A 13,510-nucleotide genomic window follows, 5' to 3' on the forward strand; every position below is an offset into this window, starting at 1 on the left:
CCGTCGTCAGTCGCGCGATAAAAGGCGCGGGGCAAGCTCTTTGAGAGCGCGTCGATACACCTCGCGCTTGAATGTCACCACCTGGCCCAACGGATACCAATAGCTGACCCAGCGCCAGCCATCGAATTCCGGTTTACCGGTCAAATCCATCCGCACCCGCTGCTCATTGGAGATCAGGCGCAGGAGAAACCATTTCTGTTTCTGGCCGATGCACAGCGGTTGGCTGTGCGTGCGGACCAGACGTTGCGGCAAACGATAGCGCAACCAGCCCCGGGTGCAGGCGAGTATTTCAACATCTTCGCGCTCCAGCCCGACTTCTTCGTTCAGCTCGCGGTACAAGGCGTCTTCCGGCGTCTCCTGGGGGTTGATCCCGCCTTGAGGAAACTGCCAGGCATCTTGATTGATTCGGCGAGCCCATAGCACCTGGCCGGCATCATTCGTGAGAATGATCCCGACATTAGGACGGAAACCATCGGGGTCGATCACGGCAACAACCTCGCAAACGCATGTCGCCGCATTGTTCCACAAAGGTTGTGAAGGCAGCAACGCGCCGGCCTACCTTATGTGCACTCTTGTGAAAAGTACGTATTCTGGAGGCCTTTCTACAGACTTTTCAGCGAGTAACTGCAATGCGGCTGGCTTTATTCGACTTGGACAATACGCTTCTGGGCGGCGACAGCGACCACGCCTGGGGCGATTACCTGTGTGAGCGAGGCTTCCTCGATCCCATCGCCTACAAGACTCGCAACGACGAGTTCTATCAGGACTACCTGGCGGGCAAGCTGGACAACGCCGCTTACCTGAACTTCTGCCTGGAAGTCCTCGGCCGTACCGAAATGGCGACGCTGGATCTCTGGCACAGTGAATACATGCGCGATTGCATCGAGCCGATCATGCTGCCCAAGGCCATCGAGCTGCTGGACAAGCACCGCGAAGCTGGCGACAAGCTGGTGATCATCACCGCCACCAACCGCTTCGTCACCGGGCCGATTGCCGAGCGCCTGGGCGTCGAAACCCTGATCGCCACCGAGTGCGAAATGCAGGACGGCCGTTACACCGGGCGCAGCACCGACGTGCCGTGCTTCCGCGAAGGCAAGGTGACACGCCTGAATCGCTGGCTGGAGGAGACCGGGCACACGCTGGAAGACAGCTACTTCTATAGCGACTCGATGAATGACCTGGCGTTGCTGGAGGAGGTGGCGAACCCGGTGGCCGTCGATCCGGACCCCAACCTGCATGCTGAAGCCAAAAAGCGTGGCTGGCCGGTGATTTCGTTGCGCGATTGATTACGCCTTCGCGAGCAGGCTCGCTCCCACAGTGTTCTGTTGTGAGGCACAGCCACATTCACACCAGAGATTCCTGTGGGAGCGAGCCTGCTCGCGAATGGGTCGATGCGGTTTCAAGCGTTAAACAGGCTTGGCACCCATCAACCCGGCAATCGCGATAAAACAGACAAAACTGAACAACGCCAAGGCAAAGGTAAATCTGCCCGCGCCACCCGGCGCCTTGCGCAGCTTGTTCAGCCGCACCAGCAGCCAGAACCACGCCAGTGCCGCCACGGTGTACAGCACGCTCGATGCCAGCAACCAGGTCTGCCCCAGCGGCCACCCCACCAGGTGCACCATCCACCAACCGGTGAACGGCATGCTCAGCAACGCAATGCCCATCAGCAGCCAAACGTACACCCTTGGCCGCTGCAGCGTACGTGCCCCGGCAGTCGCATCGCCGTTGCGCCGCGCTTGCCAGACCCATATGCCCAGGCCCAGCGCACAGCCCAACAATATTGCCGTCGCCGCAGTGTGCGCCATTTTCAGGGCCGCTAACGTTTCCATGGTTCGATTTCCTTATGCCTTGCCCATCAGCGTAGCCGCTCAGCCAAGAAACAGCTGATAGGCCGGGTTGTCGCTTTCATCCCAGTATGGGTAACCGATTTCTTCCAGCGCCGCCGGCACCAGATGACGCTCATCGCGAGGCACTTGCAGCCCCGCAACGACACGACCGTCCGCCGCACCATGGTTGCGGTAGTGGAACATCGAAATGTTCCAGCGCCCGCCGAGCTTGTTAAGGAAGTTGAACAACGCCCCCGGACGCTCCGGGAACTCGAAACGCAGGATCACTTCGTCAACCACATGCGCCGCGCGCCCACCGACCATGTGACGGATGTGCAACTTGGCCAATTCGTTGTCGGTCAGGTCGACCACGGGGAAGCCCTGCTCGCCCAGGCTGGCAATCAGCGCGCTGCGTGGGTCGGTTTCCGGGTGCGTCTGCACGCCAACAAAGATGTGCGCTTCGCTTCCGGTGTTGTAGCGATAGTTGAATTCAGTGATCTGGCGCTTGCCAATGGCTTCGCAGAACGCCTTGAAACTGCCCGGTTTCTCGGGAATGGTCACCGCGATGATCGCTTCACGGCCTTCGCCCAACTCGGCACGCTCGGCGACATGACGCAGGCGGTCGAAGTTGACGTTGGCACCGGAGTCGATGGCCACGAAGGTCTGCCCGGTCATGCCACGCTGCTCGACGTACTTCTTGATACCGGCCACGCCCAACGCGCCGGCAGGCTCGGTGATCGAGCGGGTATCGTCGTAGATATCCTTGATGGCCGCGCAGATTTCGTCGGTGCTGACGGTGATGACTTCATCAACGTAGTCTTTGCAGATCTCGAAGGTGTGCTGGCCGATCTGCGCCACCGCCACGCCGTCGGCGAAGATACCCACCGTCGGCAGCACCACGCGCTCGCCCGCCGCCATGGCCGCTTGCAGGCAGTTGGAGTCGTCCGGCTCGACGCCGATGATCTTGATGTCCGGGCGCAGATACTTCACGTACGCCGCGATGCCGGCGATCAGGCCGCCACCGCCGACCGGGACGAAAATCGCATCCAGCGGCTGCGGGTGCTGGCGCAAAATCTCCATGGCCACCGTGCCCTGCCCGGCAATGGTGTGGGGATCGTCGTAGGGGTGAATGTAGACGTAGCCTTTTTCGTCGACCAGTTTCAGCGAGTAGGCCAGGGCCTCGGGGAACGAATCCCCGTGCAGCACCACTTTGCCACCGCGGGAACGGACGCCTTCGACCTTGATCTCGGGGGTGGTCTTGGGCATGACGATGGTCGCTTTCACGCCCAATACCTTGGCCGCCAGGGCCAGGCCTTGCGCATGGTTACCGGCCGACGCCGTGACCACGCCGCGAGCACGCTCTTCATCGCTCAGCTGGGTCAGCTTGTTGTAGGCGCCGCGAATCTTGAACGAGAACACCGGCTGCAAGTCTTCACGCTTGAGCCAGATATCGTTGCCCAACCGCTCAGAGAGCTGGCGGGCAGACTGCAATGGGGTTTCAACGGCGACGTCATAAACGCGCGAGGTGAGGATCTTTTTGACGTACTGTTCAAGCATCGGAAAGCATCACTGAGCGAGTTGGGCAGGACCACGGAGTCTAACCCGGCTTTTGGGCACACGACCACACGAATGCAGAGGTTTTAGCCCTGTGGCGAGGGAGCTTGCTCCCGCTCGACTGCGCAGCAGTCGTGAAATCTGCGCCCGCGTTTTATCTGAAAGATTGCAAGGGACCGCTTCGCGCTCCAGCGGGAGCAAGCTCCCTCGCCACAGGAGAGTTTCCCCCTCCACCACCGTGAAGCCTATAATGCCGGCCTTTCGTTCCCTCCTCTTCGGCACCTCGGAGCCCGCATGACCCAGGATCAACTCAAACAGGCAGTGGCTCAGGCCGCCGTCGACTTCATCCTTCCGAAACTCGACGACAAGAGCATCGTCGGTGTCGGCACCGGCTCCACCGCCAACTGTTTCATTGACGCCCTGGCCCAACACAAGGGGGCTTTCGATGGCGCGGTAGCCAGCTCCGAAGCCACCGCCGCGCGCCTCAAGGGCCACGGGATTCCGGTGTACGAACTGAACACCGTCAGCGACCTGGAGTTCTACGTCGACGGCGCCGATGAAAGCGATGAGCATCTGAACCTGATCAAAGGCGGCGGCGCAGCCCTGACCCGCGAGAAGATTGTCGCGGCCGTGGCCAAGACCTTCATCTGCATCGCTGACGCCAGCAAGCTGGTGCCGGTCCTCGGCGCATTCCCGCTGCCGGTCGAAGTGATCCCGATGGCCCGCAGCCACGTGGCCCGCCAACTGGTGAAACTGGGCGGTGATCCGGTCTACCGCGAAGGCGTACTGACCGACAACGGCAACATCATCCTCGACGTGTACAACCTGCAGATCACCCATCCGGTGGAGCTGGAGACGCAGATCAATGCGATCGTCGGCGTGGTGACCAATGGCCTGTTCGCGGCGCGTCCTGCGGATCTGCTGTTGCTGGGCACCAGCGAAGGCGTGAAGACCCTGCGCGCTCAGTAACAAATACGCAAAACCCTGTGGGAGCGGGCTTGCCCGCTCCCACAGTGGATTTGTGGTGCTGTTAGTTTTGCAGTGGCTTCTTGAACACGTAAAACAGATTCGGCTCGCTCACCAGGTACATCGTGCCATCGTCGTCCATGGCGATCCCCTCCGCTTGCGGAACCGTCTTTTGCAGCCCCTGACGCCCCTTGCTCAGCGACATGGTGCTCAACGGTCGACCGTCCACATCCAGCTCCAGAATCAACCGTGACTCGTCGGACAGCGCCATCAAGTGGCCGCTGCGTTCGTCGTATTGCAGGCTCGACAGATCACGCACGAACATCCCGGCATCGCGCTTGGGGTTGTTGATGACGTGCACCGCGTAGGATTTTTCCGGATTGAAGTGGGGAAACCCGTGCACTTCATAGATCAGCATCGGGTCGCGCTCCTTGGCAACGAACAGACGCTTGCCCACCGAATCGTAAGCCAGGCCCTCAAACCCCTTGTTGCCGCTCATGTGCACACCCAGGGTCATCTGCTCCGCATCTGCCGAGTCAAGGAAGGTGGTGTCAGGTTCCAGCCGGATCTTGATCAGACGCTGCTCACGCTCGTCGGTGATCACGTAGGTGTCGGCATTGATGAACTCAACGGCTTCCGGATCGCCAAAGCCGATCAGCGCAATGCGGCGCAAGATCTTGCCATCGAGGGACAGTTCGATCAGCTCCGAGTTTTTATTGGTGACGGTGAACAGGCTTTTGCGCACCGGATCATAGGTCAACGCAGACACGTCATCATCAAGCCCCTCGATGACCTGCGCTTCCAGGACCACCTGGTACTGATCAAGCGCAATGGACTGCGCACTCAACGGCTGCCACAGCGAATGCAGGTTGAACCAGGTACGTTCAAACAGACGCAGGTACTGGCCGACCGCAATCAACACGATCAACGCAATTACCGACAGCATGAGAATCAGGGGTTTGGGACGGGCAAATCGACGCATTGGAGGCGGGCTCGGAATTAGATCAGGCGGATGAAATATCACGGCTGTCTGAATTAAAGCTTAATGGCCACTTGCCCGTTCCTACAATCGCCTCTCTAAATTCCTACATAAAATGTTCAACGCTGTTTTTCGAAACGGTAAAACAGGTTCGGCTCGCTCACGAAGTACAGGCTGCCGGCCTCGTCCATGGTCACGCCTTCGGCACGAGGGATGGTCTTTTTCAGGCCATTGAAACCGCGCAACAGCGTCATGAAACTGACCTGCTCGCCTTTTTCGTCGAGCTCCAGCAAAAGGTGCGAGTCAGCAGATAACACCAGGGTGTGGCCGGTCCTCGGGTCGATGGCGAGGGCTGACAGATTGCGGATGTCCAGTTCTTCACTGGCCAGTGCCTGCTTGTCGCCGATCAGTTTCTGGCCATCACTTTTCCAGGTGAACAGCGCCGGAGGGCGCTCCTCGCCGAGCAACAACTGCTGATTGCGCGCATCCCAGGTGATGGCTTCGAACGCCTTGTTCTGGTCTTTCGACGGCCCGAGGTCGTATTTCGGGAAATCGGCGATGTTCAGCTCGCGGGTATTGGCATCGACCTTGACGATCGTAATCACATGATCGCGCTCATCGACGATGGCCAGCAAACCGTTGCCCATCACGGTCACGCCTTCAGGGTTGCTCCAGCCCAGCAGCGGAATTTTACGCAGCACATCCCCCTGCAATGTCAGTTCGACCAGGAACGGGTTTTTGCCCATGACTGAAAACAGGGTTTTGGTCTGTTGGTCATAGGCCAGGTCCGAAGCCTCGTCCTTTTCCATGCCGGGCAGCGGCTTGGCATCGATGACCGCCTGGTAATCCGGCAGCCAGATACTCTCTTGGCGCTCGGCCGGACTTTCAAAACGCTCCTGCAGCCAAAGCACCCCGCGGTCGTCCCAATGCATGGCAAACGCGAGGCCATAGGCGGCGGCGACCAACAACAAGAGCCAGGAATACCAACGCAAGGCGAAGCGCGAGCGGCGAGCGGTTTTCAGCGTGGGCAGCGGTGGGGTGGCCATCGAGTGAATGCATCCAGAAATTCAGGCTATGGGTAATAGCACAATTGGGATCGGCTCAGACGCCGAAAGCCCTGGAATTATCCAGACAAGATGTGAAAAAAACGGGAAATGGCGGGATAGCCGTATCTTGGGTAAAAACGCCGCCCTGAAGAAGCCGGCCTGCCGACTCCTGCAGGGTTAGCGTTTAGTCAGCGAACGCTGCTGGTGAAGCGGCTGGCGCCCGGCAGTTCCAGAACGATTTCGTCGCCGACGTTCAGCGGACCGACGCCCACTGGCGTGCCGGTGAGGATCACGTCCCCGGCCTGCAACGAGAAGCAGCCGGCCATGTGCTGGATCATCGGCACGATCGGGTTGAGCATCGCGCTGCTGTTGCCGTCCTGGCGCACTTCGCCGTTGATGCTCAGGCGGATGCCGATGTCGGTCAGGTCAGCAAACGTGCCGCCTGACACGAACGGGGCGATCACCGCCGCGCCGTCGAAGGACTTGGCGATTTCCCACGGCAAGCCCTTGGATTTCAGCTCGGCCTGCTTGTCCCGCAGCGTCAGGTCCAGGGCCGGTGCGAAGCCGGAGATGGCGTCGAGCACTTCTTCGACACTCGGCTTGGTCGACAAGGGCTTGCCGATCAACACCGCGATTTCCGCTTCGTAATGCACCGAACCGCGTTCGGTCGGAATGCTGAAACCGCCTTCCAGCGGCACCACACAACTGCCTGGCTTGATGAACAGCAGCGGCTCGGTCGGTACCGGGTTGTCCAGTTCCTTGGCGTGTTCGGCGTAGTTACGGCCGATGCACACCACTTTCCCTAGCGGGAAGTGAATGCGCGTACCGTCGACATACTGGTGCTGATAGCTCATTACCGACTCCTGCTTCGTTGGCTCTTAAAGTTCGAAAATCAAACAGCGAAAATCTTGCCCGGGTTCATGATGCCGTTCGGGTCGAACACCGCCTTGACCGCTTTCATGTACTCGATCTCGACCGGGGAACGACTGTAGGTCAAGTAATCCCGCTTGGTCATGCCCACGCCGTGTTCGGCGGAAATCGAACCGTTGTACTTCTCGACGGTTTCGAACACCCACTTGTTAACGGTCGCACATTTGGCGAAGAACTCGTCCTTGCTCAGGTTATCCGGCTTGAGGATGTTCAAGTGCAGGTTGCCGTCGCCGATGTGGCCAAACCAGACGATCTCGAAGTCCGGGTAGTGTTCGCCGACGATCGCGTCGATTTCTTTCAGGAATGCCGGGACTTTCGACACGGTGACCGAAATGTCGTTCTTGTACGGCGTCCAGTGGGAAATGGTTTCGGAGATGTATTCGCGCAGCTTCCACAGGTTCTGCAGCTGGGTTTCGCTCTGGCTCATCACGCCGTCCAGCACCCAGCCCTGCTCAACGCAATGCTCGAAGGTTTCCAGGGCGTGGTTGGCCACTTCTTCCGTGGTCGCCTCGAACTCCAGCAGCGCGTAGAACGGGCAATCGGTTTCGAACGGCGCCGGAACGTCGCCGCGGGCCATGACTTTGGCCAGGGCTTTGTCGGAGAAGAACTCGAAAGCGGTCAGATCAAGCTTGCTCTGGAAGGCGTGCAGCACCGGCATGATCGAGTCGAAATCGGCGGTGCCGAGAACCATGGCGGTGAGGTTTTTCGGCGCGCGATCCAGACGCATGGTCGCTTCAACGACGAAACCGAGGGTACCTTCGGCGCCGATGAACAGCTGACGCATGTCGTAGCCAGTGGCGTTCTTGATCAAATCGCGGTTCAGCTCCAGCACGTCGCCCTTGCCGGTCACGACTTTCATGCCGGCGACCCAGTTACGGGTCATGCCGTAGCGAATCACCTTGATTCCGCCGGCATTGGTGCCGATATTGCCGCCAATCTGGCTCGAACCGGACGAGGCGAAGTCCACCGGGTAGTACAGGCCTTTTTCTTCAGCGACGTTCTGCAATTGCTTGGTGACCACGCCCGGCTGACAAACAGCGGTGCGGTCGGTGAGGTTCACGTCAAGAATCTGGTTCATGTAGTCGAACGACACGACCACTTCGCCATTGGCTGCCACGGCAGCGGCCGACAAACCGGTACGACCGCCGGAAGGCACCAGCGCCACTTTGTGTTTGTTGGCCCACAGGACGATGGCCTGCACCTGCTCGGTGGTCTTGGGAAACACGATGGCAGTCGGTGCCGGGGCGAAATGCTTGGTCCAATCCTTACCGTAAGCATTCAGGGAGTCGGCATCGGTCAGCACCTTGCCAGGCTCAACCAGGGTCTTCAGCTCATCAATCAGGGCAGGATTGGTCATCGACAGAACTCTCGAACAATTCATGGTCATCCTGAGAACGCTTCACGTCGCAGGAATGAGTGTTTAGCGGGGTGCATATGCTAGCATACCGACCCCGCAGCATAGTGCCCAACGGCTGTTCTGCGGCGACGGCATTCTTGTCGTCCGGGTCAGCGTCTGTTGACCATTTCCTGCCATTTTTCTCCGGGATACAGGTTTACGCAGATGAGCAAGACTTCTCTCGATAAGAGCAAGATCAAGTTCCTTCTTCTCGAAGGCGTCCACCAATCGGCTGTCGACGTCCTCAAGGCGGCGGGCTACACCAGCATCGAGTACCTCACAGGGTCTCTGCCGGAAGCCCAGCTCAAGGAAAAGATCGCTGATGCTCACTTCATCGGCATTCGCTCCCGCACGCAGCTGACCGAAGAGATCTTCGATCACGCGAAGAAGCTCGTGGCGGTTGGGTGTTTCTGCATCGGCACCAACCAGGTCGACCTGGACGCGGCTCGCGAGCGCGGCATCGCCGTGTTCAACGCCCCGTACTCCAACACCCGTTCCGTAGCGGAGCTGGTCCTGGCCGAAGCGATCCTGTTGCTGCGCGGTATCCCTGAGAAGAACGCTTCCTGCCACCGTGGCGGCTGGATCAAGAGCGCGGCCAACTCCTTCGAAATCCGTGGCAAGAAGCTGGGCATCGTCGGCTACGGCTCGATCGGTACTCAACTGTCGGTCCTGGCCGAAGGCCTGGGGATGCAGGTGTACTTCTACGACACCATCACCAAGCTGCCTTTGGGTAACGCCACTCAGGTAGGCAATCTACACGAGCTGCTGGCGATGTCCGACATCGTTTCGCTGCACGTACCGGAAACCGCCGCCACCCAGTGGATGATGGGCGAGAAGGAAATCCGTGCCATCAAGAAAGGCGGCATCCTGATCAACGCCGCCCGTGGCACCGTGGTCGAGCTGGACCACCTGGCTGCCGCCATCAAGGACAAGCACCTGATCGGCGCGGCCATCGACGTATTCCCGGTGGAGCCACGCTCCAACGACGAAGAGTTCGAAAGCCCGCTGCGTGGCCTGGACAACGTGATCCTGACCCCGCACATCGGTGGTTCCACTGCTGAAGCCCAGGCCAACATCGGTCTGGAAGTGGCAGAAAAACTGGTCAAGTACAGCGACAACGGTACTTCGGTATCGTCCGTGAACTTCCCGGAAGTGGCCCTGCCGGCTCACCCTGGCAAGCACCGCCTGCTGCACATCCACGAGAACATTCCGGGCGTGCTCAGCGAGATCAACAAGGTCTTCGCCGAAAACGGCATCAACATCTCCGGTCAGTTCCTGCAGACCAACGAGAAGGTTGGCTACGTGGTCATCGACGTCGACGCCGAGTACTCGGACCTGGCGCAAGAGAAGCTGCAACACGTCAACGGCACCATCCGTAGCCGCGTGCTGTTCTAAAAGCGACTTGAGCGACAAAAAAGGGAGCCCCTCGGGGCTCCCTTTTTTTATTTGACGTTGACGGTGATTTTCTCGGAGACGATCGGTGGATCGAACGGCATGTGGCCGCTGTCGCCGAGCATCAGTTGCAACGTGTGCTCGCCCGGCGTCAGTGTCACTTCAGCCTGGGTCTGTGCCTTGCCAAAATGCACGTGGTTGGCATCGGTCGGAATCGGCTGGTTGGCAACCGGCAGCTTGTCGACGTCAATCAGCAAATGGTGGTGGCCGGTGTTCTTGGTCACATCACCGGCGGGTGCCAGCGCAATATTCTTGACCGCGAACTTGACGACGAACGTCTTCGGGACCGTGGCGCCGTCCGCAGGAGAAACAATGGACACTTCAGCGCCCATGGGTGCCGGTGTAGCCGCACTGGCCATTACCGAAACGCCCATCAGCAGGCCAGCAAAAGCAGCGCGCAACATAAAGGTTTTCATTCTCTTCTCCAGTTTTTCCGTAAAATCCGCGTGACCATGACAACTTCATGGTCAATCGTTGTCGAAGGCACTCGACAACCATAGCAAAGCGAGCCTGAATCAAGGGGCCGCTATAAAAAATTCAAAGGAGTGACCATGCGCCTTCTGCCTGGCCTGATCTGCCTGCTACCCCTTTTGAGCCCATTGGCTCATGCCGAACTGATTGATGACGTGAACGACCGCGGTGAATTACGCATCGCCGTTGAGGCTAATACACCCCCCTTCAATTTCAAGGAGGGCGACAAACTCACGGGATTCGAAGTCGAGTTGGGTCAAATGCTCGCCCAGGAACTGGATGTGCGACCCGACTTTGTCGTCACCGACGCCAGCGATCTGCTCAATGGCGTGGAAAGCGGTAAATACGACGTCGCCATCAATCACATTACACAGACCCCGGCGCTGACGGATCGTTTCGACTTCAGCGAGCCTTACATCAAGACCAATGCGCAAGTGATCGCGCAGAAAGATGAGCCGCAATCCATTTTGCTGGTGCAGTCGCTGACAGAAGAAAAGCCCAAGGCCAACCCGGCCGTTGACCTGGCGATTCCGTTTCAGAAGGGTAATCCGGCGTTTCATGCCAGCCTGGAAAATGCGCTGCAACGGATCAAGACCGATGGCCGAATGGAAAAGCTGGTGGAGAAATGGTTTGGCGCGGAGTCCGGGGCGATGCCCAAACCCTGAAGTCATGGGATAACCCTGTGTGCGAGCTTGCTCGCGATTGCAGTCTGTCAGTTGAAACCATTGCTGACTGAAGCACCGCTATCGCGAGCAAGCCCGCTCCTACAGTGGTTGTGTGCGAGATCAGTTGAGTGCCGCCAGCGCCTGCGCCGCTTGCGCCAACTCCAGCTCACTGAACACCAACACCCCATGACGCTTGAGCAGCGCCGCCGTCACACCTTCACCACGGACTTTCACACCACTGAACGTGCCGTCATAGGTCAGCAGATTGCCGCATGACGGGCTGTTGGCTTTGAGCACGGCTATGCGGATGCCGTGTTTTTGTACCAGTTCCAGCGCCTGATAGGCCCCGGACAGGAACTGCGCGCTGACGTCCTCACCCTCGGTGGTGATCACCGAAGTACGCCCTTCAAGCACTTCACTGCCCTGCCCACCCGGAATCTCCGCAGCCGCCCGTGGCGTCGGCAGCCCTCCAGCGACTTCCGGGCACAACGGCACCACCCGCCCCTCATCGAGCCATTGTTGAAGCTGATCGAACGGCCCGCTGGCGCCGCCGTCGTAGCGAACGCGGTGCCCCAGCAGACAGCGGCTTACCAATATCTTCTGCATGATCAGAATGGCTCATTGCCCCGACGCCGGAACCAGCCGGTCAACGACAGGCGCTCCCGGGTCGCCGGCAGGACTTCATGGGGGACTTCACCCGACAGGAACACCACAAGGCAGCCACCGACGGGTACCACATCGTATTGCGCGCTGTCGTCCAGGTACATGCGCAACTGGCCGCCATGCTCAGGCAACCACGCGTCATTGAGATAGACCACCGCCGATACCATGCGCCGATCGTCATCGCGAAAACGGTCGACGTGCCTCAGGTAAAACGCGCCGGGCGGGTACAGTGCGAAATGGCTTTCGAAGTCTTCGAGCCCCAGAAACAGACCGCGATTCATCGCCTCGCGCAGGCTGTCCATCAACCCCAGGTAACTGTCGCACGCCTCGGCCTGGCCGGGCTCGATCCATTGGATGTGATCGCCGCGAATGCCCTCGCGGACCTCCGATGTCAGCCCACGCCCTACCGCCGCCGGGGCCAGCTCACCCTCGGCCGCACGTTTACGGCACTCGGCCGCCAGTGCTCGGGTCAGATCCAGAGGCAGGAAAATATTCTGCTGCGACCAGCCATTAACAGCCAGGTCGTCGACGATACGTAACAGCAGCGGGTGATCAGAAGGTATTTGCATGGCGCGCATAGTATTCCTGCGCCTGAAAATCCGACAGAGCCACGCAGCGGGTTGATACGAATTCTCGACAAGTCCTGATGCCACACGGAGAATAGTCGCCTGCCGACAGGAGTCCCTATGCGCCGTTTGCTTTTCTCACTGCTGATGTTCTGCGTATTGCCCGCCTGGGCAGACGGCCACGACCAGTTGTACAAGGTCGCCGGCTGGCCAGAACAACGCGCGCATTTCAACGACGCCCTTTCGGCCGCGCAAAAACGCTACGAAAGCAGCCTGCCACCGGCGGTGTTCCAGGCACTGGTCAACAACAGCAATCAACGTTTCTCCCCCAACGCCGTGGACCAGCGTGCCGAAGCGCAGCTGCGCAAAAACCTCGCCGATCCGAAACCGGCCCTGGTGTTCTTTCAATCGCCGCTGGGCAAGAAAATCGTCGCCGCCGAATTACTCGCCACCCGCCGTGACCAGTTGGCAAAAAATGCCAAGGGTTTGCCGAAGATGCAGGCCAGCGACAGCCGCCTGCTGATCATCGGTCATCTGGCCCAGGCCCTGCCCGCCCGCGAGGCCGGTGCCGAGGTCAGCCTCGCGATTGCCGGTGTCGCCGCCGACAGCCTGAGTTCGATGATCCCCGGCCTGCTCGGTGCCGGTCAGGCGCAAGGCATGTTGAACGGGCAACGTCAGCGCTTGATGGACCAGATCGGCAGCGACCTGAACAACACGCTGCTGTATGTCTATCGCGACCTGTCGGATGAAGAGTTGGAAGAGTTCGCCACATTTGCCGAGTCGGCGGAGGGCAAGGCGTATTACCAGGCGGCGCTGGCGGCCATCAAGGCGGGGTTGGCGGTGGGGCAGAGTTCTTCGAATCTGGCTCAGTGAAATTTGATGCCTGCATGATCGCCATCGCGGGCGAGCCCGCTTCCATAGGTTTTGGGTTAGTTGCAGATTTGTGAGCTCACACAGCCCAATGTGGGAGCGGGCTTGCCCGCGATGGGGCCG

General features: G+C 59.5%; 15 protein-coding genes. 5 read left to right on the forward strand and 10 right to left on the reverse strand.

The genetic code is table 11. The annotated features are described in order from the left end of the window. Positions 1-6 precede the first annotated feature (6 nt). On the reverse strand, positions 7-486 hold the full coding sequence (locus tag BVK86_RS10420) for an RNA pyrophosphohydrolase (RefSeq protein ID WP_028623697.1): 480 nt from the start codon (positions 484-486) through the stop codon (positions 7-9). A gap of 143 nt (positions 487-629) precedes the next feature. On the opposite strand from BVK86_RS10420, the gene BVK86_RS10425 reads away from it, so the two are divergent. Further along, positions 630-1,286 carry a histidinol-phosphatase gene (locus BVK86_RS10425; protein WP_075946359.1) on the forward strand — a complete coding sequence of 219 codons (657 nt, stop codon included), beginning with the start codon at positions 630-632 and terminating at the stop codon, positions 1,284-1,286. Between the two features lie 120 nt (positions 1,287-1,406). Here BVK86_RS10425 and BVK86_RS10430 read toward each other — a convergent pair whose 3' ends face one another. Both BVK86_RS10430 and ilvA read right to left on the reverse strand, forming a co-directional pair. Further along, the gene (locus tag BVK86_RS10430) at positions 1,407-1,832 is read right to left on the reverse strand and encodes a DUF2269 domain-containing protein (RefSeq protein WP_075946360.1); all 426 of its coding nucleotides are present in this window, start codon (positions 1,830-1,832) and stop codon (positions 1,407-1,409) included. Positions 1,833-1,871: 39 nt separating this feature from the next. After that, positions 1,872-3,386 carry a threonine ammonia-lyase, biosynthetic gene (gene ilvA / locus BVK86_RS10435; RefSeq protein ID WP_075946361.1) on the reverse strand — a complete coding sequence of 505 codons (1,515 nt, stop codon included), beginning with the start codon at positions 3,384-3,386 and terminating at the stop codon, positions 1,872-1,874. Between the two features lie 291 nt (positions 3,387-3,677). Here ilvA and rpiA point away from each other — a divergent pair, with 291 nt between their 5' ends. Next, on the forward strand, positions 3,678-4,352 hold the full coding sequence (gene rpiA / locus BVK86_RS10440; RefSeq protein ID WP_075946362.1) for a ribose-5-phosphate isomerase RpiA: 675 nt from the start codon (positions 3,678-3,680) through the stop codon (positions 4,350-4,352). A 61-nt stretch (positions 4,353-4,413) separates the two neighbouring features. Here the strand turns inward: rpiA and BVK86_RS10445 are convergent, their stop codons facing one another. The 4 genes from BVK86_RS10445 to BVK86_RS10460 all read right to left on the reverse strand — a co-directional run bounded on the left by BVK86_RS10445 (position 4,414) and on the right by BVK86_RS10460 (position 8,661). Continuing rightward, on the reverse strand, positions 4,414-5,331 hold the full coding sequence (locus tag BVK86_RS10445) for an SdiA-regulated domain-containing protein (protein ID WP_075946363.1): 918 nt from the start codon (positions 5,329-5,331) through the stop codon (positions 4,414-4,416). 116 nt (positions 5,332-5,447) lie between these two features. Further along, entirely contained in the window at positions 5,448-6,374 is a 927-nt protein-coding gene (locus BVK86_RS10450) for an SdiA-regulated domain-containing protein (RefSeq protein ID WP_075946364.1), read from the reverse strand. A 188-nt stretch (positions 6,375-6,562) separates the two neighbouring features. Next, positions 6,563-7,228 (reverse strand): fumarylacetoacetate hydrolase family protein, encoded by a 666-nt coding sequence (locus BVK86_RS10455; RefSeq protein ID WP_075946365.1) that lies wholly within the window; start codon positions 7,226-7,228, stop codon positions 6,563-6,565. 38 nt (positions 7,229-7,266) lie between these two features. Then, the gene (locus BVK86_RS10460) at positions 7,267-8,661 is read right to left on the reverse strand and encodes an FAD-binding oxidoreductase (RefSeq protein WP_075946366.1); all 1,395 of its coding nucleotides are present in this window, start codon (positions 8,659-8,661) and stop codon (positions 7,267-7,269) included. A gap of 204 nt (positions 8,662-8,865) precedes the next feature. Between BVK86_RS10460 and serA the strand changes: the two genes are divergently transcribed. Further along, positions 8,866-10,095 carry a phosphoglycerate dehydrogenase gene (gene serA, locus BVK86_RS10470; protein ID WP_075946368.1) on the forward strand — a complete coding sequence of 410 codons (1,230 nt, stop codon included), beginning with the start codon at positions 8,866-8,868 and terminating at the stop codon, positions 10,093-10,095. Positions 10,096-10,142: 47 nt separating this feature from the next. Here the strand turns inward: serA and BVK86_RS10475 are convergent, their stop codons facing one another. Continuing rightward, positions 10,143-10,568: a DUF4399 domain-containing protein gene (locus BVK86_RS10475; protein WP_075946369.1), complete on the reverse strand. Its 426-nt coding sequence runs from the start codon at positions 10,566-10,568 to the stop codon at positions 10,143-10,145. A gap of 135 nt (positions 10,569-10,703) precedes the next feature. On the opposite strand from BVK86_RS10475, the gene BVK86_RS10480 reads away from it, so the two are divergent. Beyond that, positions 10,704-11,288, forward strand: a complete 585-nt coding sequence (locus tag BVK86_RS10480) for a transporter substrate-binding domain-containing protein (RefSeq protein WP_075946370.1) — start codon at positions 10,704-10,706, stop codon at positions 11,286-11,288. Positions 11,289-11,408: 120 nt separating this feature from the next. On the opposite strand, the gene BVK86_RS10485 is transcribed toward BVK86_RS10480, so the two are convergent. Beyond that, on the reverse strand, positions 11,409-11,894 hold the full coding sequence (locus tag BVK86_RS10485; RefSeq protein WP_075946371.1) for a 2-thiouracil desulfurase family protein: 486 nt from the start codon (positions 11,892-11,894) through the stop codon (positions 11,409-11,411). 2 nt (positions 11,895-11,896) lie between these two features. Then, on the reverse strand, positions 11,897-12,529 hold the full coding sequence (locus BVK86_RS10490; protein ID WP_075946372.1) for a 2OG-Fe(II) oxygenase: 633 nt from the start codon (positions 12,527-12,529) through the stop codon (positions 11,897-11,899). 108 nt (positions 12,530-12,637) lie between these two features. Between BVK86_RS10490 and BVK86_RS10495 the strand changes: the two genes are divergently transcribed. Further along, positions 12,638-13,390, forward strand: coding sequence for a DUF2059 domain-containing protein (locus tag BVK86_RS10495; RefSeq protein WP_075946373.1), 753 nt, complete (start codon positions 12,638-12,640; stop codon positions 13,388-13,390). Positions 13,391-13,510 lie beyond the last annotated feature (120 nt).

It is taken from the genome of Pseudomonas reinekei, assembly GCF_001945365.1.
GTDB classification, from domain to species: Bacteria; Pseudomonadota; Gammaproteobacteria; order Pseudomonadales; family Pseudomonadaceae; genus Aquipseudomonas; species Aquipseudomonas reinekei.

What these genes read in the sequence shown, in the direction of transcription:
- BVK86_RS10425 (WP_075946359.1), top strand. Translation starts at nt 630, where the DNA reads ATGCGGCTGGCTTTATTCGACTTGGACAATACGCTTCTGGGCGGCGAC.
- BVK86_RS10430 (WP_075946360.1), bottom strand. Translation starts at nt 1,832, where the DNA reads ATGGAAACGTTAGCGGCCCTGAAAATGGCGCACACTGCGGCGACGGCA.
- ilvA (WP_075946361.1), bottom strand. Translation starts at nt 3,386, where the DNA reads ATGCTTGAACAGTACGTCAAAAAGATCCTCACCTCGCGCGTTTATGAC.
- rpiA (WP_075946362.1), top strand. Translation starts at nt 3,678, where the DNA reads ATGACCCAGGATCAACTCAAACAGGCAGTGGCTCAGGCCGCCGTCGAC.
- BVK86_RS10445 (WP_075946363.1), bottom strand. Translation starts at nt 5,331, where the DNA reads ATGCGTCGATTTGCCCGTCCCAAACCCCTGATTCTCATGCTGTCGGTA.
- BVK86_RS10450 (WP_075946364.1), bottom strand. Translation starts at nt 6,374, where the DNA reads ATGGCCACCCCACCGCTGCCCACGCTGAAAACCGCTCGCCGCTCGCGC.
- BVK86_RS10455 (WP_075946365.1), bottom strand. Translation starts at nt 7,228, where the DNA reads ATGAGCTATCAGCACCAGTATGTCGACGGTACGCGCATTCACTTCCCG.
- BVK86_RS10460 (WP_075946366.1), bottom strand. Translation starts at nt 8,661, where the DNA reads ATGACCAATCCTGCCCTGATTGATGAGCTGAAGACCCTGGTTGAGCCT.
- serA (WP_075946368.1), top strand. Translation starts at nt 8,866, where the DNA reads ATGAGCAAGACTTCTCTCGATAAGAGCAAGATCAAGTTCCTTCTTCTC.
- BVK86_RS10475 (WP_075946369.1), bottom strand. Translation starts at nt 10,568, where the DNA reads ATGAAAACCTTTATGTTGCGCGCTGCTTTTGCTGGCCTGCTGATGGGC.
- BVK86_RS10480 (WP_075946370.1), top strand. Translation starts at nt 10,704, where the DNA reads ATGCGCCTTCTGCCTGGCCTGATCTGCCTGCTACCCCTTTTGAGCCCA.
- BVK86_RS10485 (WP_075946371.1), bottom strand. Translation starts at nt 11,894, where the DNA reads ATGCAGAAGATATTGGTAAGCCGCTGTCTGCTGGGGCACCGCGTTCGC.
- BVK86_RS10490 (WP_075946372.1), bottom strand. Translation starts at nt 12,529, where the DNA reads ATGCGCGCCATGCAAATACCTTCTGATCACCCGCTGCTGTTACGTATC.
- BVK86_RS10495 (WP_075946373.1), top strand. Translation starts at nt 12,638, where the DNA reads ATGCGCCGTTTGCTTTTCTCACTGCTGATGTTCTGCGTATTGCCCGCC.